This window comes from Plantactinospora sp. BB1 (assembly GCF_003030385.1).
Lineage (GTDB): Bacteria > Actinomycetota > Actinomycetes > Mycobacteriales > Micromonosporaceae > Plantactinospora.
In genome coordinates, this window is record NZ_CP028159.1 from 3443671 (window position 1) to 3461467 (window position 17797).

Genomic DNA, 17797 nt, shown 5'->3' on the forward strand with positions numbered 1-17797 from the left:
CAGCGCGGGGCGGGGGGAGTGGAGGTCGGCTCAGGCCAGCTGGAAGTCGGCGAAGTCGAAGCCGGGCGCCACCACGCAGCTCACCAGGACCGGCTGGTCGCCCGCCGGCTCGGCCGACTGCCAGACACCGCCGGGGATCAGCAACTGTGGCTGCTCACCGGCGGTCACGTCCGGGCCGAGTCGGACCTCGGTCGGCACCTCCGCCGGCACCTCGGCCGCGCCACCGAGCCGCAGCCGCAGCGGGCCGCCCCGGTGCCAGAGCCACAGCTCGTCGGAGCGGACGACGTGCCAGCGGGACCGCTCCCCGGGTTGCAGCAGGAAGTAGATCGCGGTCGCGGCGGCACGCGGCCCGGCGTACCCCTCGGGGGTGAAGGCGTGCGTCGAACGCCAGGTTTCGCGGAACCAGCCGCCCTCCGGGTGCGGGGCCAGGTCGAGCCGCTCGGCCAGCGGGGGTCGGTGCGGTGTCGTCACGGGTCGACCTCCACTCGGGTACGCCGGGTCCGCCCCGAAACCCGACGAACCGGAAGTCTACCGAGCGGGGTACGCCCCGGCGGCCGGACGGGATCGGGTACGACCTCGCCGCCGGCCGCCCCGGGCGGTCAGAGCCCGGCCGCCTCGTCGTACCGGCGGCGCAGGTCGGCCATCTCGGACTCGTCCAGTGCCTCCTTCTCGGCCAGCTTCTCGTACTTGTCCGGGAACATCTCCCGGAGCCGGTCGATGAACCGGACGTCGGCGGTCGCCTCGACCACCTGGATGGCGGGCGGTTCGGTGGACATGTCCACGATCACCGGGCCGGCCAGCTTGACCGCCCAGTCCCAGGGCCGGTTCTGCTCGGCGACCCCGCAGAGGTGGAAGCCGTAGACGGTCTGCACGTCGGCGAGCGCGGTGACCTCGCTCGGCTCGAAGCCGTAGACGCGGACCCCGCAGATGATCGCCGGCTTCTTGCCGTCCTTCTCGGCGGTCGCCTGCTGCACGTTGTGGCCCGCGTGCTGGTGCTGCGCCGGGTCGGCCGACTCCAGTGTGGTCCGCAACCGGGTCATGATCTGCCCCTGCAGATCCGGTGGCCTGGCCTCCGAGCCGGCCGTGTTGATCAGTACGACCGTGCCGGCCGACACCGCCAGCAGGATGACCGCCACCCACACGAAGCGGTTGCGGTACCACCCCGCGAAACTGTTCCGGGTATTCATGATCGTTTCTCATCTCGTCGCCGGTCTGGTGCGTTGGCAGATCTCGTCGGACGGGCCGACCCGTGCTGGGTGGGTGTCCGTCGTTGGCGGAAGCTGGCCCGGCGAATGCAGTGCGGATCTGGCGTCGCGGCGCGCGCTGCCGACACTGCGGTGCTCCCGTGCTGGCCGTTCCCAGTGCGGTTGCCCCCGCACTGCGGCGATATGAGCCATTCCAGCACGCCCCGCCCCGCCCCGGCAATATCGACGATGCTCAGCGGGGCATCCGGCTCCGGCCGTCGCCCCGCTCGCTCCCGCTCGGCCGGCAACGGCGGGGATTGCGCGGCGGGCGTCGGTACCCGCCCGGGGTGGTGGCGGTACGGGACGGCAAGGACCGGCCGGCTCCGGTGCTGCGCTTCGGCCGGGACAGGTGGAGCCGTTTTTCCGCCGATGCCCGGAGCGGGCGCCCCGGACCGCCCGCGGCTGACCGTGGCCATCCACGGCAAATCCGGCTGCCTGTCACCGACCCAAACCGGCGGGGAGTTCTTCCGTCCCCGGCGGAACTTTTCCCGCCGTACGAACCCGCAGCGTACGGCCTTTTTCCGTGCCGCCTACCCGCTCCGACGCCGGTTCTGGATTCTCCCTTCCGAAACGGAAAATCTCCCTTCGTCGAATCGGAACAAGAACGGACTCATTTCGCTTCTTGACGAATCCCGTTCGCTTGCACATGATCCCTTCAATCAACGAGATCAGCGGGCGGGCTGCAGACCGTCCGGGCAATCCTGTTCTCGTCGTGACTATCGGACCTCCGGTCGGTGTGCACGATCACGGTGTCGCCGTCCGGCGCAAGTGAGGAAGGCCGAGATGCCTGCGAGGAAAGAGGACCCGGATTCCGGGTCCGGGGGGAGAGTGTCGGAACGGGTTCGTCTCGTTTCCGGCGTGGCGATTGCCGGCGGACTGCTCGTCCCGGTGCTCGCCATGTTGATGGGCTGCATGGTCCTGTTGCTGCACATCGGGGTACCGCTCTGGCCCGCACTGGCCGTCCTGGTCGTGCTCTGCGGAGTCGCCGTCGGGGTGGTCCGCCGGGTCACGGCACCGGCGGACGGTAAGGGCCGCGACGGCTGGTTCGGCCGGCTGCTGAAGGCACTGATCATGATCGGTACGGGGGGTTCCGGTCCAGGTCAGTGAGGTGCGCCTCCGGGCCGGGCCGGCTTCGGGGGTCGACGGTTGAAAGGGGGTCTTCCGCTGCAACGGAAGACCCCCACCCGACTCCGCTGGACCCATGGAAGGCCGAATCGGGGTGCTGTGATCGCCCGATCACGCTTAGTGGGACTTTACCGTAGGTAGCCGGTGGGCGACAGTCCACTTCGCTCTCCGCTTCGGTTCGGTCGCTGTCCCCGCTTGGGTGGTGAGGAAAGCAGGTGAAGCATTTTCGGGTTGACGCCCAGAGTTCTTGATGGCGCGAATGTTGCCGCGACACATAGCCATTGATCGATTCATTGCTGGATCGCGGCCGAAGTTTTGTTTTTTCTGGACTAGCCCCCCGCCGTGCGGTGGTGAGATGATCCGGAATGTCGTTCGAGATCATCGGACCGGCTGCAACCGGTCCGGGCGGGAAATGATCTCCAACGATGGTCTGGAACCGCTGGACCCGGCGGGTGACGCGTCGCGACCGCGAGGCGTTACCCGCCCCTCGAAAGGCCGCGTAACGTGCAAGACAGTGACTGGCATCGTCGCCAGCAGCCGACCGATCCCCGTGTCGAGCCGGGGCAGCTCGGACGCTCCGGCGCAGCCCGGGAGTCCAGCCGGCCCGGACCGCCCGGGCAGCCGGGCCGACCCGCCCCACCGTCCGGGCAGGCAGGGCGGGCGGGGCAGGTAGGGCAGGCGGGGCGGCCGGCGACCGGGAGGGCCAGGGTCCCCCGACCCCGTACCGACGGGACGCGGACCGGACGGCCCGGCAACCCGCTGCTGGGGTTCGGGCCGGTGGCCCGGCTCGCGCAGGTGCTCCGGGACGTCCACGCGGACGCCGGCGAGCCGCCGCTGGAACGGATGAGACTCGGCCCCAGCAGCAGCGCCGCCAACCTCTCCCGGGCGAAGAACGGTCTGGTGCTGCCGACCCGGGAGTGCCTGGAGGCGTTCCTCCGGGGTTGTGGCATTACGGGCGGGGACACCTACGACAGCGTGCTGCGGCTCTGGGCGGAGACGGCCGTGGCCGTCGAGGCGTTCCGGTCGGGACCGGCGAGCTGTGAGACCGACGACGCCCTGGTCGACGCCCTGGTCGCGCTCGCTGCCCGGCAGGGACTGGTGGTGCACGGGCGGCTGGACACCGCCGAGCTGGCCCGGCGGCTGGCCGAGGCCGCCGGGAGCGTACTTGGCCAGGACAAGCAGGGCCGGAGCAAGTGGACGGTCCGGGCGGTACCCGAGTCGGAGATCGTCGCGGAGTTCGTCGACCGGAGCCGCCCACCCACCGAGCTGGTACTCGACCACGTGGTCTTCGCCTGCGGAGGGCTCGACGGCGACGTCCGGTACTGGCGCAAGCACCTGCACCGGATCCAGGCACTGCGCCGCCAGGAGGAGGTGCTCGACGAGATCGGCTCCGCGCGGCGGGCGAGCCTGCCTCCGGCACGCCCCGCCCCGGGCGCGACGCCACCGGTCGTCCCCGGGCCCAGGTCGCCCGAGCCCGTGCCCCGGTCGCCGGAGACCCCGCCGGCCGAGCCGTCCCAGGCCCCGCCGGCCCAGGTCCCGCCGTCCCCGGGGCCGGTGCCGCCGGTCGCGCCGTCCCCGGTTCCGCTGGGTGAGGTTCCGCCGTCCCCGGGGCCGGTGCTGCCGGTTCCGGCCCGGTGGTTGGGCGTCACCTGGACCCGGCGCAGCGTGTTGACCGCGGCGGTGGCAGGGGCCACCGGGATGGCCCTGGCGGGTACCGCCGGAGTGCTGGTGGCGGACCGGGGCGACCGGGAGCCCGTGGCGACGTCCACCGCACCGTCGAGCCCGCCGGTCGGGTCGGCCGGACCCGTGCTTCCGGACGCGCCCGCCGCCGCGAGCACCTGGCTCTATCACCTTGCCGACCTGGTCCGGCAGGGCACGGACACCCCGGCGACCGGGCGGTACGCGTACACCCGGGCGCGACTCTTGTCCCGGGAGACGACGCCGGCCGGGCGGGACGGAGGCGTCACCGTCGAGGAGGAACAGCTGTGGTGGGCCGAGGACCTCTCCGGGCTACGGGTGGTGACCCGGACCGACCGGAATGACCAGGTGCCCACCTCGCATCCGTTTCCACCCGGCGGACTGACGATCGTCGTCAGGTTTCCCTCGGCGGACCCGGCGATCCTGGTCGGGCAACTCGACCGGGAGCAGCCGCCCCACCTCGGTCCGGTGGGCCGACTGCGCGCCGTGGCCAGCGTCAACATGTTCCACCCCCTCGACCGGCAGCAGCGGGCCGCCGTCCTTACGGTGCTCGCCGGGACGGCGGGACTGACCTATCGGGGCGTGGTGCAGGATCGCCTCCGTCGCGGCGGCATCGCGGTCAGCGCCGACGTCGCCGGGAGCACCCCGTTCGGCGAACGGGTCACCCTGATCTTCAGTACGGCCACCGGGGAGTTGCTGAGCCAGGAGACGAGCCGGCTGCCCGGTCCCGGCGGGGCCGACCCGGCCGACGGTGCCACGAGCGGCTACACGCTCTATCTCGAACGGTCGCGTACCGATCGTCTCGGCTGAGTCGTCCGTAAGGCACCGAATTCGCGAAACGCTGTCAAATTCGCGTCACGGATGACTGCCGGGCCGCTGATTCACGGGACATTCGCGTACCCGATCGACGGCGATATAGCCGCGAACAGCCGTGACGGGCCGGCGGAGATCGCCCGTCGGCGGACAGTCTAGAGCCGTCTCGCCACCTTCCAATTTCCGACAGCTATTCACTCACGTCACTTGCTGGCTACGAGTGGCGATCACGCGCGCCTCGTTCCTACTCTGGGAGCAGCGGTGACTGCGGAGAGTGTCGGTCCAGATACGTGATCGTCCATCGTCGACATCCTCCGGGTGACCGTCTCGCCGGCGTTGCTCCTGTCATGCGCATTCACCCCCGTGAGGTCATCCATGACGCCAGTTGTCAGACGCTGCTCCGCCATCCTGCTCAGCCTCGTCGGTGTCGCCGTCGTCGCATTTCCCGCGACGCCGGCCGCCAGTTCCGTGCCCCGGCCGGACGATGTCCCGAAAGTGATCTCGGATCATCTCGCCACACATCCCGGTGGGGTGGTCCTCAACGACAACGAAATCAGTTACGACGGGGGACGGTTCGTCGTCACCCTGACCCGCCCCGGACACACCCGGGCCGCGGTCGCCGACTGCCCGCAGGGCTGGTTCTGCTTCTACGACCGCACCAGCTACGGCTACCCCCGGGGCCGGTTGTCCGACTGCGGTCGGCAGGACCTGGCCACCTGGGGCTGGCAGTACCGCGTCGAGTCCGCGCACTACAACCTGACCAGTGGGTCGGTGGCGTTCCTCTACAGCGGCAGTCGCCTCTTCTCGGTCGGCGCCGCCGCGCGGGCCCTCGGCGACGTCGCGCCGTACCGGAACTGGGCCACCCACGTCTACCGGTACTGCTGACGCCGGCTGCTCCCCAGTTGCCGAGCGTGGTGCGGCACGTCACCTGACCTCCGAGGTAATCGACAGCATCCGGGCCCGGTGGCAGTTTTGGTGGCTCCGGCGGCACTGATCAACTTGCTGCCGCCGGCCCCACCCGCACCGTCGTTCGGAAGGACTCCAGCGTGACCGACTTCAAGGGACTCGTCGGCCGGTACCTCGACCTGTGGAACGAGCCGGATCCCGCCGCCCGCTCGGCCGGCATCGCCGACCTCTTCGCCGAGGACGCCACCTACACCGACCCGCTCGCCGACGTCGGCGGACACGACGGGATCGGGGCGGTGATCGGTGCCGCCCGGGAGATGTTTCCCGGGCTGCGCTTCGAGCCGACCGGGGTCGTGGACGGGCATCACGACATCGTCCGGTTCGGCTGGCAACTCGTACCGGCGTCCGGCGGTGAACCGGTCGCGGTCGGCTTCGACGTCGCCGGAGTGACCGGCCAGGGGCGGATCCGGGCGGTCTACGGCTTCCTGGACAAGGTACCCGGCTGAGGTCGGATGCCCGCCGTACAGAGGTGGTGACCGAGGCGTCGCGTCCGGCCCGGGCGGCGCAGCTCGGCGGTGCGTGCTCAGCGGCTCGGCGCGGGACCCGGAGGCGAGCGGTGGCCGAGGGCCAGGCTCCGGGCCGCGCCGGCCAGGAACAGCAGCGCCGAGGGGAGGAACGCGACACCGAGGCCGCCGAGGGCCAGCAGCAGTCCCCAGCCGCCGATCACGACCGCCGCGAGGAGATCGAGGTACCCGGCGCCGCGCGGGACGAACCGCTGGGCCAGTGGCGGAAGGGCGGCCGCGAGCACCGGTACGCCGAGCAGGACGATCGCCGCCGCGCCGGAGTCCTCGACGGTGAACGGGGCGAGGACGACCGCCACCAGTGCGGTGATCAGCAGCCCTGACCAGCGGAGCAGCGGCGCTCCGTCGCCTCCTCTGCCGAGCAGGACCAACACCCCGACCGCCAGTACGGCGGCGAGCGCAGCCAACGTCGTCACCAGGATCAGCGCCATGAGACCCCTCCGAGGCACCCGGGAAGATCCGGATCGACGGGCCGATCCGGCAGGTGCAGGAGAGTCTCCGAGATCGATCGGCCCGTCTGGTTAGATTACCGTCGATTTCGGCGGAACGACCCAGCGCCGTGCGGATGTCCGGGCCGCCCAGGGCGGCGGTACCTGTCTGCGGGCCGGACCCGCCCGGGGCGTTCCCCCGGTGTCGAGGTGAGCAGGCAAGATAGCCGCATGACGCTCTCGCTGCCCATCGACGCCGAAGCCAACGAACTGCTCCGGCGTGACCCGCTCGCCCTGCTGATCGGCATGGTGCTGGACCAGCAGGTCAGCATGGAGAAGGCCTTCGCCGGCCCGTACGAGTTGGTCAGGCGGCTCGGCCACCCGCCGGACGCGGCCGAGCTGGCCAGCTTCGACCCGGACGCGCTGACCGCGATCTTCGCCGAGCGTCCCGCCCTGCACCGGTTCCCCAAGGCGATGGCGGGCCGGGTGCAGGAGGTGTGCCGGACCCTCGTCGAGCGGTACGACGGCGACCCGAGCCGGCTCTGGTCGGAGGCCGAGGACGGCCGCGAGCTGTTGAAGCGGATCACCGGGCTGCCCGGGTTCGGCAGGCAGAAGGGGCAGATCTTCCTGGCCCTGCTCGGCAAGCGCTTCGGTGTGCAGCCGCCCGGCTGGCGCGAGGCGGCCGGCGACTACGGTGTCGACGGTGCCTACTACTCGGTCGCCGACGTGGTGGACGAGACGTCGCTGGCCAAGGTACGCCAGCACAAGCAGCAGATGAAGGCCGCCGCCAAGGCCGCGGCGGCAGACTGACCCGGCACCCGCCCCGGCCACGGACCACCGGCCGCCGGGCGGGCTAACGTACCGGGGACCGCCGGCCGCCAGGGCGGATACGGACGGTGGCCGGAGCCGGGGGTGACGGGGCCGGTTCGGCGACCGGCGGGGCCGATTCGGACGGCCGCAGCGCCCCCGCGCCATGCTGGCTCGTTGAGTGTTGAGATCGTCGACGCTCGGGGGGCGAGGTGGTGGTTGCGACGGCTCGGACCCGGGTACGCCTCGGGCGGGCGACCCGACCCACCCGGCTGATGCCGGATGGCTGACACACCCGTGGACCCGCTGCTGCGCGCCGAGTCCAGTTCGCAGCGGGCCACGTTCCTGGAACTGTTCCTGGATCTGGTCTTCGTCTTCGCGCTCACCCGGGTCTCCCAGCGACTGGTCGAGGACTTCACCACCGGTCAGCGCATCCTGCTCTCCGAGGCGGGCCAGACCCTGGTGCTCTTTCTGGCGCTCTGGCTGATCTGGGCGTCGACGGCCTGGGTCACCAGCGCCCTGGAGCCCGAGGCGTTCCCCGTACAGGGCGTCGTGGTGATCACGGTGGTCTGCAGCATGGTGGTCGCGGTCGCGTTGCCGAGGGGGTTCGGCGAGCGGGCTCTCATCTTCGCCGTCGCCTATCTCGCGGTCCAGTTCGGCCGGCTCGGGTTCTTCCTGTTCGCCACGCGTGGCCGCACCGCCACCGCCGATCCGGCGGCGCCCCGACGGGTGCTCTTCTGGTCCGCGTTGACCGCCGTGCCGTGGCTGGTCGGGGGACTCGTCGACGAGAGTGTCCTCCGGGGGGTGCTCTGGACCGTCGCGATCACCGTGGACTATCTCGGGTTCGCGCTGGGCTGGCCGACTCCCCGGCTCGGCCGCTCGCAGTACGGCGAGCAGCCGTTCGCCGGGGAGCACCTGGCCGAGCGCTACCAGCAGTTCCTGTTGATCGCGCTCGGCGAGTTGATCCTCGTCACCGGGGTCACCTTCAGCGGCGGTGGTGGTGCCTTCACGCCCGACCGGACCAGCGCGCTGGGGCTGGCGCTGCTGACCACCGTGCTGCTCTGGCGGATCTACTTCTATCGGGCCGGGCACGTGCTCCCGATCGCGATCATCCGGGCCCGGAATCCGACCCGGCTCGGCCTCTCGATCGCGTACACGCACCTGATCATGATTGCCGGGATCGTGCTCACCGGGGTCGGCTACGAGCTGACCATCACGCACCCGTTCGGGCACGTCGTACCCAGCTGGCTGATCACCATCCTCGGCGGTCCCGCCCTGTTCCTGGCCGGGCGGGCCGGCTTCGAGTTCCAGGTGTTCGGGCGGGTCTCCCGGCCCCGGGTGGCCGGCCTGGTCCTGCTCGGAGCGGTGGTACCGGCGATGGTCCGGTTGCCGCTGCTGGCGGTCGCCGGTACCGCCGCCGGGGTGCTGCTCGGGGTGGCCCTCTCCGACCTGCGCCGGTCCCGGGGCCAGGCGCCCGAGCAGCCGGCCCCGCCGATCTGACCGGCGGTCGTCCCAGAGCGGCGACGACCGCCGGCGGTCGGGCTCAGGCCGCGGTCGGGTGGGCGAGCGCGGCCAGGGCCCGGCGTACGTCGGCCAGCGACACCGTCGCCGAGTCGTCCAGGTCGGCCAGCCCGGCCTCGATCCACTGCCGCATCAGCGTGGTCACCCCGATGCCCCGCGCCTCGGCGGCCGAGCGGACCCGTTCGTAGGTGTCCAGCGGCAGGCGTACGGAGCGGCTGACCATCGGCACGTCGGTGTCCGGGGTGGGCAGCTCGACCGGCTGCGCCTCGTTGATCAGGTCCGCGATCTGGTCGTCTCCGGCGTCGAACCGCTTGATGGCATCGTCTCGGTGCATCGTCACCGCCTCCTCCTCGTCTCCGTGCTCGATTTTCTGCTCGATCCCGGTCTCCCGGTGGGCGATCCGGCCTCCCGGTGGGCCATCTCCGGCCCGCCCGGTGAGGCCGGCGGACTCACCCTCGGCGCCCCTGGATCGCCTCCTCGTAGCGCTTGGACTCGATGTCGGTCAGGTCGCGCGCGGAGAGGATGTCCCAGTCGTTGTCGTTCTGGTCGGCCTCGGCCAGCAGGATGGCCAGTCGACGCCCGCGCCGTGCGACGGCGTAGACGACCATCACGTCGTCGCCGAGGTGGCGGATCACTCGTCGGGCGCTGTGCAGCGCCTCCCACACCTCGCCGGGGGTGACGTCGTGGACCCGCAGGTTGCCCAGTGCCTCGTCGCTGAAGCTGAACCGGCTGCCCACCCGAGGGAGCGTACCACGTACGTAACACGCCGAGGAGGTGTCGGCAGAGGCTCGGCCCGGCGCCGCTTCCCAGGAGAAGGTGCGAGGATGGGGGTGGCATCCCGGGACGGGAGAGTTCCGGGGTGGACCGACCGCATCCCTTCCGGAGGCCGTGGTGAAGCGTCAGGCGTACCAGCCGATCCTGATCACCGACGCCTCGCGCAGTCAGGACGACCAGCTCCGTACCCGCCAGCGCCGGTACATCGTGATGATGTCCATCCGGGCGATCTGCGTCGTCGTCGGCGCGATCCTGGTCGGCGCCAAGGCCCCGCTGCTCTGGCTCTGGCTGCCGCTCTGCGCCGTCGGCATGGTGCTGATCCCGTGGCTGGCGGTACTCCTCGCCAACGACCGCCCGCCGAAGGAGCAGCACCGGCTCGGCGCCAAGCTGCGTCGAAGCCACCTCGACGAGACCCCGCCCCGGGCACTGCCCGCCGAGGAGCGGCCGCACCGGGTGATCGACGCCGAGCCCTGATCCGTACCGGCCGCCTCCCGCCCGGCACGCGAGCGGTCAGGAGGGGCAGCGGTGGTCAGCCGGTGACCTCGGCGGAGCCGTCGGTCGTCGGCCGGGGCCCCGGCCGGGCGCCGAGGATGCCGACCGCCGCCGCGCCGAGTTCGGCCGCGCGGTCCAGTGCCTCGGCCGCGCCCGCCCCGCCGACCCAGGCCGCCAGCAGGCCGGCCGCGAAGGCGTCCCCGGCCCCGGTCACGTCCCGCACCGGAACCCGGCGGGCCGGCGCGGAGACCACCGCGCCGCCGCGTTCGGCCCAGACCGCACCGGCGGCGCCATCCTTCAGCACCACGTGCCGGGCCACCTCGGTCAGGGCACGTGCCCGATCGGCCGGTGAGCCCGGGCCGGCGAGTACCGCCGCCTCGTCCGCGTTGGCCAGCAGCAGGTCCGCGTCGCGTACCCAGGACAGGAACGCCGCCGCACCGACCCGGCGCAGCGGTTCGGCGGAGGCCGCGTCGACGCTGGTGGTGAGGCCGCGCCCGCGCGCGGCGGCCAGCGCGCGCCGCCCGGCCTCCCGCGACCCGGCGTCCAACAGGGTGTACGCCGACAGGTGCAGATGCCCCGCGTCCACGCTCGCGCCCAGCGCGGCGTCCACGTGCCCCGGACTCAGCCGGAGGTTCGCGCCGCGCTGGGTCACCATGGTCCGCTCCCCGTTCCCGGCCAGCACGATGACGGTGCCGGTCGGCACGTCCGGATGCCGCCGCACCACGCACCGCACGCCCAGCGCGGCCAGTTCGGCGAGCCGCGCGGTGCCGGCCTGGTCGGCGCCGACCTCGCCGACCAGGGTGACCGGGCAGCCCTGCCAGGCCAGCCAGGCGGCGGTGTTGGCGGCCTGGCCGCCACCGGTGACCCGGATCTCGGCCGAGGTGTCCGAGCCCGGCGCCACCGGCCCGGCCAGCACCGCCAGCACGTCGGTGACGATGTCGCCGACGACGAGGATCCTGCGCCCCGTCCCGGGTCCCGTGCTGGCCATCACCGGTCGGCGGCGGCCACGGCGATCCGGGCCGCGAGGGCCGCGTTGCGCAGGATGATCCGGACGTTCACCGCCAGGCTCGCGCCCTCGGTGGCGGAGTGGAAGTGGGCCAGCAGGAACGGGGTCACCGCCTTGCCGGTCACCCCGCCGGCGGCGAGCCGGGCCAACCCGTCGGCCAGGGTCCGGTCGTGCAGGGCCGGATCGAGCTGCTCGTCGGTGGGGAGCGGATTGGCCACGATCAGCGCACCCGGCTGCACCCCGTGGGCGGCCCGGGCCGCCAGCACCGCGGCGACCTGTTCCGGTGAGTCGACCGACCAGTCCAGGTCGAAGCCGCCGTCGGTGACGAAGAAGCCGGGGAACCGGCGGCTGCGGTAACCGGCCACCGCCACGCCGAGCGTCTCCAGCCGCTCCAGCGTCGCGCCGACGTCGAGGATCGACTTCACCCCGGCGCAGACCACCGCGATCGGGGTCCGGGAGAGCGTGGTCAGGTCGGCCGACTCGTCGAAGGTCTGCGCCGCCTCCCGGTGCACCCCGCCGAGCCCGCCGGTGGCGAAGACCCGGATCCCGGCCGCCGCCGCGACGGCGCTGGTGGCGGCCACCGTGGTTGCACCGTCCGCCCCGGTCGCCGCGGCCACCGCCAGGTCGCGTACGGAGAGCTTGGCCACCCCGTCCGAGGAGGCGAGCCGGGTCAACCGGGCGTCGTCGAGGCCCACCACGAGTTCGCCCTCGACCATGCCGATGGTGGCCGGTACGGCGCCCTCGGCGCGTACCGTCGCCTCGATCTCGCGGGCCACCCGCAGGTTGTCCGGCCGGGGCAGGCCGTGCGAGACGATGGTGCTCTCAAGGGCGACGACGGGCCGCCCGGCGTGCAGTGCCTCGGCCACCTCGGCGCCGTACCGGATCTGGAAATCGTTCACGGCTGACCACCGTACGGGCCGGGGCCGGCGGGTGTTCCGGTGGACCGCTCGGCAGTGACCTGCCAAACTTGAGCGTTGGCGGGGTCACTTAGGGAGGAATCACTGCCGTGAGCACAGAGGTTCTCGAGCGTCCGGAGCTGAAGGACGCGGACACCGGGCCGGAGATGTTCCACTACGTCCGGAAAGAAAAGATCGCCGAGAGTGCGGTCATGGGGACCTTCGTGATCGCGCTCTGCGGTGAGACGTTCCCGGTCACCAAGGCCGCCAAGCCCGGCTCGCCGGTCTGCCCGAAGTGCAAGGAGATCTACGACTCCATGCGGGACTGAGCCGGGCCGAGGCGGCCGTCCGGCGCGTAACATCCTGCGGTGACCGCCGCAACCGCCCTCCTCCTCGCCGACCTCACCGGGGTGGCGATCTTCGCCGCCTCCGGTGCGTCAGCCGCGGTCGTGAAGCGCCTCGACCTCTTCGGGGTGGTCTTCGTCGGCTTCGTCGCCGCGCTCGGCGGCGGCCTCTTCCGGGACGTCGTGATCGGCGACGGGCCACCGCTGGCCTTCGCCGACTGGCGGTACGCGGTCACCGCGATGGTCACCGCCGCGGCGGTCTTCTGGCTGCACCCACAGTTGGCGCGGCTGCGTACCACCGTCCTGGTCCTCGACGCGGCCGGGCTCGGCCTCTTCACCGTCACCGGTACCCTCATCGCGCTCGACGCCGGCGTGCCACCACTCGGCGCCGGCATGATCGGCATGATGGCCGGGATCGGCGGCGGGCTCGGTCGGGACCTGCTCACCGGGGAGATCCCGGTGGTGCTGCGCCGGGAGATCTACGCGGTGGCGGCGCTGGCCGGCGCGGTCGCGGTGGTCGCCCTGGACCGGGCCGGCCTGGCCGGCCCCGGGCCGTTGATGGCGGCAGCCCTCTTCGTCTTCGCCCTCCGGCTGGTGGCCCTGCGCCGACGCTGGTCGGCTCCGGTGCCGGCCGCCAGGCGACCCGACGACGGCTCCAGCCCCGCGTACCGGGCGGTCGACGACGGCCCGGCGGAGCGGCCGGCCGACGGCGAACGCCCCGCCGACCGGGGCCGCTGACCCGGGCGGGCCCGGGCGGCCCGGCACGTCGAAGGCCCTGACCCGGCGGTGCCCGGGTGTGGCTTGTGTGGCGTCGGTGTCGCCTGGGTCGGATGGGTCCGGCTGGTTATGCTGGTACGGCCTTCGCGCTCGATCCGGTCGCGGGGGCGTTTTCGTGTGGTCGGATACCTGGCCGTCGGAGGGGAGTGTTCTGGGTGGGAGCCCCACTGCCGGTTCTCGAGTCGTTCCCGGCGCTGCGGGCATGGCAGCGTAAGGCGCTGGTCGAATACCTGCGGCGCCGCTCGGAGGACTTCCTGGCCGTCGCCACGCCCGGTGCCGGCAAGACCACCTTCGCGCTGCGGATCGCCGCCGAGCTGCTCGCCGACGGCACCGTCGAGGCGGTCACCGTGGTCGCGCCGACCGAGCACCTGAAGACCCAGTGGGCGGTCGCGGCGGCCCGGGTCGGCATCCAGCTCGACGCCGCGTTCCGCAACGCCGACCTGCACTCCTCGGCGGACTTCCACGGTGCGGTGGTCACCTACGCCCAGGTCGGCATCGCCCCGCAGGTGCACCGCCGCCGCACGATGACCCGCCGGACGCTGGTGATCCTCGACGAGATCCACCACGCCGGCGACTCCCGGTCCTGGGGCGACGGGGTCAAGGCGGCCTTCGAGCCCGCCGTACGCCGGCTGATGCTGACCGGTACGCCGTTCCGGTCGGACGAGAACCCGATCCCCTTCGTCAGCTACGAGCGGGGCGCCGACGGCCTGCAACGCTCCCGGGCCGACTCCGTGTACGGCTACTCCGACGCGCTCGCCGACGGCGTGGTCCGCCCGGTGATCTTCCTGGCGTACTCCGGGGAGACCCGGTGGCGGACCAGTGCCGGTGACGAGCTGGCCGCCCGGCTGGGTGAGCCGATGACCCAGGACCTGATCGCCCAGGCGTGGCGTACGGCGCTGGACCCGGCCGGGGACTGGATGCCGCAGGTGCTCCGGGCCGCCGACGCCCGGCTACAGGTGCTCCGGGCGGGCGGGGTCTCCGACGCCGCCGGCCTGGTGATCGCCACCGACCAGAACTCCGCCCGGTCGTACGCCCGGCTGATCGAACGGATCACCGGCGAGCGGGCGGTGGTGGTGCTCTCCGACGACCAGGGCGCCTCGGCCCGGATCGCCGCCTTCGCCGCCTCGGAGCAGCGCTGGATGGTCGCGGTGCGGATGGTCTCCGAGGGGGTCGACATTCCCCGGCTGGCCGTCGGCGTCTACGCCACCAGCGCCTCCACGCCGCTCTTCTTCGCCCAGGCGATCGGCCGATTCGTCCGGGCCCGCCGGCCCGGCGAGACCGCGTCGGTCTTCCTGCCCAGCGTGCCGCACCTGCTCGGGCTGGCCAGCGAGATGGAGGTCGAGCGGGACCACGTGCTGGGTGCGCCGAAGCGCGGTGACGGGCTCGACGACGACCTGCTGGAGCGGGCCCAGCGCAACGAGCAGGCCAGCGGGGAACTGGAGAAGCGGTTCGAGGCGCTCTCCGCCACCGCCGAACTCGACCAGGTCATCTTCGACGGGGCCTCCTTCGGCACCGGCGCCCAGGCGGGTACGCCGGAGGAGGAGGAATATCTCGGCCTGCCCGGCCTGCTCACCGCCGACCAGGTGGCGGTGCTGCTGAGCAAGCGCCAGGCCGAGCAGTTGGCCGCGCAGCGCCGCCGGAAGATTGCCGAACCGGTGCCGGCGCCCCGGCCGGAGAGCCGGCCGCTCAGCGCGGCGGAACGGCGGGTCAACCTGCGCCGTCAGCTCAACGCGCTGGTCGCGGCGCACCACCATCGGACCGGGCTGCCACACGGCAAGATCCATGCCGAGCTGCGTCGCCGCTGCGGCGGTCCGCCCAGCGCGCAGGCCACCATCGAGCAGCTCGAGGAGCGGATCGCCACCGTCCAGACGCTGTGACCGCGCCGCACGGTGCGGTGCGGCCGGAGACGACACGGGACGGCCGCTCCGGGCGTCATCGCGGTCGATCGCCGAGAGTGTCGGCAATCGGCACTGTCGGGGAATAGACGACCGGAGGCGCCCACTCGGGGCACCTCCGGTCAGCTATGTCCTGGTTAGGTTAGTTCGCCATCAAATCGGCGCCACGCCAGCTGAACTCCGGGTCAACCGCGTACCGGACCGTGATCTTCACGAGATCCTCGGCGTACTTGTTCGCGTGATGCCCACAGAACACCAGCTCGCTCCCACCCGCGAGGGTGATCCGAAGCTTGCCGGCGGCGTTACAGCGGTCGCACCGTTCATCGGCGGCTGGGGGAGCCACCGTCTCGGGCGGCGGCGTGAGGGTCGGGGTCATCGCCTTCCTCCTGCGGTCGTCACCGATGAACACTCTCGTCGTTCATTGCTCACCTATCGTGCAACACCCTTGTGGGGTGTGGCCTTCCCAGTGTGCCCCCGGGGGACCGATGTCACACGTGGTAGAGACAGTGTGCCGTGCCACCAGGGTGCCACGTCAACGATCACAAGTGGGGAACCATCCGATCACCGCGCGCCCGATGTACGCGTGGTGATCAGATGGACACGACTGGTTGACTTTTGGGGTCAGTCAAGATAATCGCGCAGTACCTGCGAACGGGACGGGTGCCGCAGCTTCGACATCGTCTTGGACTCGATCTGCCTGATCCGCTCGCGGGTCACGCCGTACACCTGACCGATCTCGTCCAGGGTACGCGGCTGTCCGTCGGTCAGCCCGAAACGCAGCCGCACCACGCCGGCCTCCCGCTCGGAGAGCGTCTGGAGCACCTGCTGGAGCTGGTCCTGCAACAGCGAGAAGGAGACCGCGTCGACCGCGACCACCGCCTCGGAGTCCTCGATGAAGTCGCCGAGCTGGCTGTCCCCCTCGTCGCCGATGGTCTGGTCGAGCGAGATCGGCTCCCGGGCGTACTGCTGGATCTCCAGCACCTTCTCCGGTGTGATGTCCATCTCCTTCGCCAGCTCCTCCGGGGTGGGCTCGCGGCCCAGGTCCTGGAGCAGCTCGCGCTGGATCCGGCCCAGCTTGTTGATCACTTCGACCATGTGCACCGGGATGCGGATGGTGCGGGCCTGGTCGGCCATGGCCCGGGTGATGGCCTGCCGGATCCACCAGGTGGCGTAGGTGGAGAACTTGTAGCCCTTGGTGTAGTCGAACTTCTCGACGGCGCGGATCAGGCCGAGGTTGCCCTCCTGGATCAGGTCCAGGAACGCCATGCCCCGCCCCGTGTAGCGCTTGGCCAGCGAGACCACCAGCCGCAGGTTCGCCTCCAGCAGGTGGTTCTTGGCCCGCTCCCCGTCCCGGGAGATCCACATCAGGTCGCGCTGCATCTCCCGGACGAGCTTCTCCTCGCCCTCCTCGGCGGCGCGCAGCCGCTCGGCGGCGTAGAGCCCTGCCTCGATCCGCTTGGCGAGCTCGACCTCCTGCTCGGCGTTGAGCAGCGGGACCTTGCCGATCTGCTTGAGGTAGGCCCGTACCGAGTCCGCCGAGGCGGTCAGCTCGGCGTCCCGGCGCGCCTGCTTCAGCGCCTCGGACTCCTCGTCGTCCCACTCGAAGTCGTTGTCGGTCGCGGCGTCGGCGGCGTCCGCCTCGGCGGCCTTGGCCAGCTCGGCCGGCTCCTCGACCACCACGTCCTCGATCTCGGCGGCGAGCACCTCCGGATCGATGTCGTCGGCGGGACCGTCCGGCTCGCCGCTCTTGGTCGGGGCGGCGCCCTTGGCGGCCTTGGCCGGGCCGGTGCCGGCGGCCTTCGCCGCCGCACGGCCGGCCTTCGCCGGAGCCTTGGCGGCCGTCTCAGCGGGCTTGGCGGCCGGCTTGGCGGCACCGGCCGGCGACGCGCCGTCGGCCGCGAGCGTCGGCTTGCGGGCCGCCGGCTTGCGGGCCGCGCCGGCCTCGTCGGCGGCGGGCGCCTGCTTCGGGGCCGGCGGCGCCGACTTCTTGGTCGCCTTGGCGGTGGTCGCCCGCGACGCGGGGGTGGCGGACCGGGCGGCGGCGACCCGGCGACGGGTACTCGCCGAGCCGTCGACCACGACGGTGACACCCGCGTCCGAGAGCGCACGCAGGATCTTCTTGGCCTGGGCCGGAGTCACCTCAGCAGACTCGACCGTACGCGCCAACTCCGCCGACGTGAGCTGGCCGCCGGCGTTCTGCGCGTGGGCGATCAGCGTGTCGGTGAGCGAGCGTACGTCGGCGCCGATGTGGCGGGGTTCTGTCACGAATGACCTTCCGGAGGCGATGAGCGAGCACGGCCGGGATCGGCCGGCGCAGCGCTATGCGTTGTGTCGGGCCGATGTGGTTGAGGGACCCCCGTGTCCCGGGCCGGCCGGGCTCGGCGGTCCGTGGCGCGTGGGCAGGCGTGAATTGTAGCGCCGTCTGCGGCGATCATCCCGCGCCGCACGCCGGAGACGTGGTCCGGGGCCACCGACTCGATACGCGTGTTG

Annotated in this window: 19 protein-coding genes; 10 read left to right on the forward strand and 9 right to left on the reverse strand. The window is 72.1% G+C overall.

Going from position 1 to position 17797, the window contains the following annotated elements:
• Positions 1 to 30: 30 nt before the first annotated feature.
• Together C6W10_RS15045 and C6W10_RS15050 are read right to left on the reverse strand one after the other, a co-directional pair.
• On the reverse strand, positions 31 to 471 hold the full coding sequence (locus C6W10_RS15045; protein ID WP_107258620.1) for a cupin domain-containing protein: 441 nt from the start codon (positions 469 to 471) through the stop codon (positions 31 to 33).
• A 128-nt stretch (positions 472 to 599) separates the two neighbouring features.
• Positions 600 to 1187, reverse strand: a complete 588-nt coding sequence (locus C6W10_RS15050; RefSeq protein WP_107258621.1) for a hypothetical protein — start codon at positions 1185 to 1187, stop codon at positions 600 to 602.
• A gap of 915 nt (positions 1188 to 2102) precedes the next feature.
• Between C6W10_RS15050 and C6W10_RS15060 the strand changes: the two genes are divergently transcribed.
• The 4 genes from C6W10_RS15060 (at position 2103) to C6W10_RS15075 (ending at position 6292) form a co-directional block, all read left to right on the forward strand.
• A complete protein-coding gene (locus C6W10_RS15060) occupies positions 2103 to 2351 on the forward strand; it encodes a hypothetical protein (RefSeq protein ID WP_107258623.1) in 249 nt (82 codons plus the stop codon).
• A gap of 795 nt (positions 2352 to 3146) precedes the next feature.
• The gene (locus C6W10_RS39460; protein ID WP_107258624.1) at positions 3147 to 4877 is read left to right on the forward strand and encodes a hypothetical protein; all 1731 of its coding nucleotides are present in this window, start codon (positions 3147 to 3149) and stop codon (positions 4875 to 4877) included.
• Between the two features lie 498 nt (positions 4878 to 5375).
• Positions 5376 to 5765 (forward strand): peptidase inhibitor family I36 protein, encoded by a 390-nt coding sequence (locus C6W10_RS15070; RefSeq protein WP_159104592.1) that lies wholly within the window; start codon positions 5376 to 5378, stop codon positions 5763 to 5765.
• Positions 5766 to 5926: 161 nt separating this feature from the next.
• Positions 5927 to 6292: a nuclear transport factor 2 family protein gene (locus C6W10_RS15075; protein WP_107258626.1), complete on the forward strand. Its 366-nt coding sequence runs from the start codon at positions 5927 to 5929 to the stop codon at positions 6290 to 6292.
• A 77-nt stretch (positions 6293 to 6369) separates the two neighbouring features.
• On the opposite strand, the gene C6W10_RS15080 is transcribed toward C6W10_RS15075, so the two are convergent.
• The gene (locus C6W10_RS15080; RefSeq protein WP_107258627.1) at positions 6370 to 6798 is read right to left on the reverse strand and encodes a hypothetical protein; all 429 of its coding nucleotides are present in this window, start codon (positions 6796 to 6798) and stop codon (positions 6370 to 6372) included.
• A gap of 228 nt (positions 6799 to 7026) precedes the next feature.
• On the opposite strand from C6W10_RS15080, the gene C6W10_RS15085 reads away from it, so the two are divergent.
• Positions 7027 to 7605: an HhH-GPD-type base excision DNA repair protein gene (locus C6W10_RS15085; RefSeq protein ID WP_107258628.1), complete on the forward strand. Its 579-nt coding sequence runs from the start codon at positions 7027 to 7029 to the stop codon at positions 7603 to 7605.
• Positions 7606 to 7884: 279 nt separating this feature from the next.
• A complete protein-coding gene (locus C6W10_RS15090; RefSeq protein WP_107258629.1) occupies positions 7885 to 9102 on the forward strand; it encodes a low temperature requirement protein A in 1218 nt (405 codons plus the stop codon).
• A 43-nt stretch (positions 9103 to 9145) separates the two neighbouring features.
• On the opposite strand, the gene C6W10_RS15095 is transcribed toward C6W10_RS15090, so the two are convergent.
• On the reverse strand, positions 9146 to 9457 hold the full coding sequence (locus tag C6W10_RS15095) for a hypothetical protein (RefSeq protein WP_107263959.1): 312 nt from the start codon (positions 9455 to 9457) through the stop codon (positions 9146 to 9148).
• 115 nt (positions 9458 to 9572) lie between these two features.
• Complete coding sequence (locus tag C6W10_RS15100) at positions 9573 to 9860, reverse strand: hypothetical protein (protein WP_107258630.1); 288 nt, start codon at positions 9858 to 9860, stop codon at positions 9573 to 9575.
• Between the two features lie 154 nt (positions 9861 to 10014).
• Between C6W10_RS15100 and C6W10_RS15105 the strand changes: the two genes are divergently transcribed.
• Positions 10015 to 10371, forward strand: a complete 357-nt coding sequence (locus C6W10_RS15105) for a DUF3099 domain-containing protein (protein ID WP_107263960.1) — start codon at positions 10015 to 10017, stop codon at positions 10369 to 10371.
• A gap of 55 nt (positions 10372 to 10426) precedes the next feature.
• Here C6W10_RS15105 and C6W10_RS15110 read toward each other — a convergent pair whose 3' ends face one another.
• Both C6W10_RS15110 and C6W10_RS15115 read right to left on the reverse strand, forming a co-directional pair.
• Complete coding sequence (locus C6W10_RS15110; RefSeq protein ID WP_107258631.1) at positions 10427 to 11377, reverse strand: carbohydrate kinase family protein; 951 nt, start codon at positions 11375 to 11377, stop codon at positions 10427 to 10429.
• Positions 11377 to 12294 carry a pseudouridine-5'-phosphate glycosidase gene (locus tag C6W10_RS15115; protein ID WP_107258632.1) on the reverse strand — a complete coding sequence of 306 codons (918 nt, stop codon included), beginning with the start codon at positions 12292 to 12294 and terminating at the stop codon, positions 11377 to 11379. The genes C6W10_RS15110 and C6W10_RS15115 overlap by 1 nt, the downstream gene beginning before the upstream one ends.
• A 107-nt stretch (positions 12295 to 12401) precedes the next feature.
• Here C6W10_RS15115 and C6W10_RS15120 point away from each other — a divergent pair, with 107 nt between their 5' ends.
• The 3 genes from C6W10_RS15120 to C6W10_RS15130 all read left to right on the forward strand — a co-directional run bounded on the left by C6W10_RS15120 (position 12402) and on the right by C6W10_RS15130 (position 15289).
• A complete protein-coding gene (locus tag C6W10_RS15120) occupies positions 12402 to 12620 on the forward strand; it encodes a DUF3039 domain-containing protein (protein ID WP_101370506.1) in 219 nt (72 codons plus the stop codon).
• Between the two features lie 39 nt (positions 12621 to 12659).
• On the forward strand, positions 12660 to 13373 hold the full coding sequence (locus tag C6W10_RS15125) for a trimeric intracellular cation channel family protein (RefSeq protein ID WP_107258633.1): 714 nt from the start codon (positions 12660 to 12662) through the stop codon (positions 13371 to 13373).
• Positions 13374 to 13567: 194 nt separating this feature from the next.
• Positions 13568 to 15289 (forward strand): DEAD/DEAH box helicase, encoded by a 1722-nt coding sequence (locus C6W10_RS15130; protein ID WP_234361757.1) that lies wholly within the window; start codon positions 13568 to 13570, stop codon positions 15287 to 15289.
• 160 nt (positions 15290 to 15449) lie between these two features.
• Here C6W10_RS15130 and C6W10_RS15135 read toward each other — a convergent pair whose 3' ends face one another.
• Positions 15450 to 15683 carry a hypothetical protein gene (locus C6W10_RS15135; RefSeq protein WP_101371992.1) on the reverse strand — a complete coding sequence of 78 codons (234 nt, stop codon included), beginning with the start codon at positions 15681 to 15683 and terminating at the stop codon, positions 15450 to 15452.
• 245 nt (positions 15684 to 15928) lie between these two features.
• Entirely contained in the window at positions 15929 to 17572 is a 1644-nt protein-coding gene (locus tag C6W10_RS15140; RefSeq protein ID WP_107258635.1) for an RNA polymerase sigma factor, read from the reverse strand.
• Positions 17573 to 17797 lie beyond the last annotated feature (225 nt).

What these genes read in the sequence shown, in the direction of transcription:
- C6W10_RS15050 (WP_107258621.1), bottom strand. Translation starts at nt 1,187, where the DNA reads ATGAATACCCGGAACAGTTTCGCGGGGTGGTACCGCAACCGCTTCGTG.
- C6W10_RS15085 (WP_107258628.1), top strand. Translation starts at nt 7,027, where the DNA reads ATGACGCTCTCGCTGCCCATCGACGCCGAAGCCAACGAACTGCTCCGG.
- C6W10_RS15090 (WP_107258629.1), top strand. Translation starts at nt 7,885, where the DNA reads ATGGCTGACACACCCGTGGACCCGCTGCTGCGCGCCGAGTCCAGTTCG.
- C6W10_RS15095 (WP_107263959.1), bottom strand. Translation starts at nt 9,457, where the DNA reads ATGCACCGAGACGATGCCATCAAGCGGTTCGACGCCGGAGACGACCAG.
- C6W10_RS15080 (WP_107258627.1), bottom strand. Translation starts at nt 6,798, where the DNA reads ATGGCGCTGATCCTGGTGACGACGTTGGCTGCGCTCGCCGCCGTACTG.
- C6W10_RS15110 (WP_107258631.1), bottom strand. Translation starts at nt 11,377, where the DNA reads ATGGCCAGCACGGGACCCGGGACGGGGCGCAGGATCCTCGTCGTCGGC.
- C6W10_RS15135 (WP_101371992.1), bottom strand. Translation starts at nt 15,683, where the DNA reads ATGACCCCGACCCTCACGCCGCCGCCCGAGACGGTGGCTCCCCCAGCC.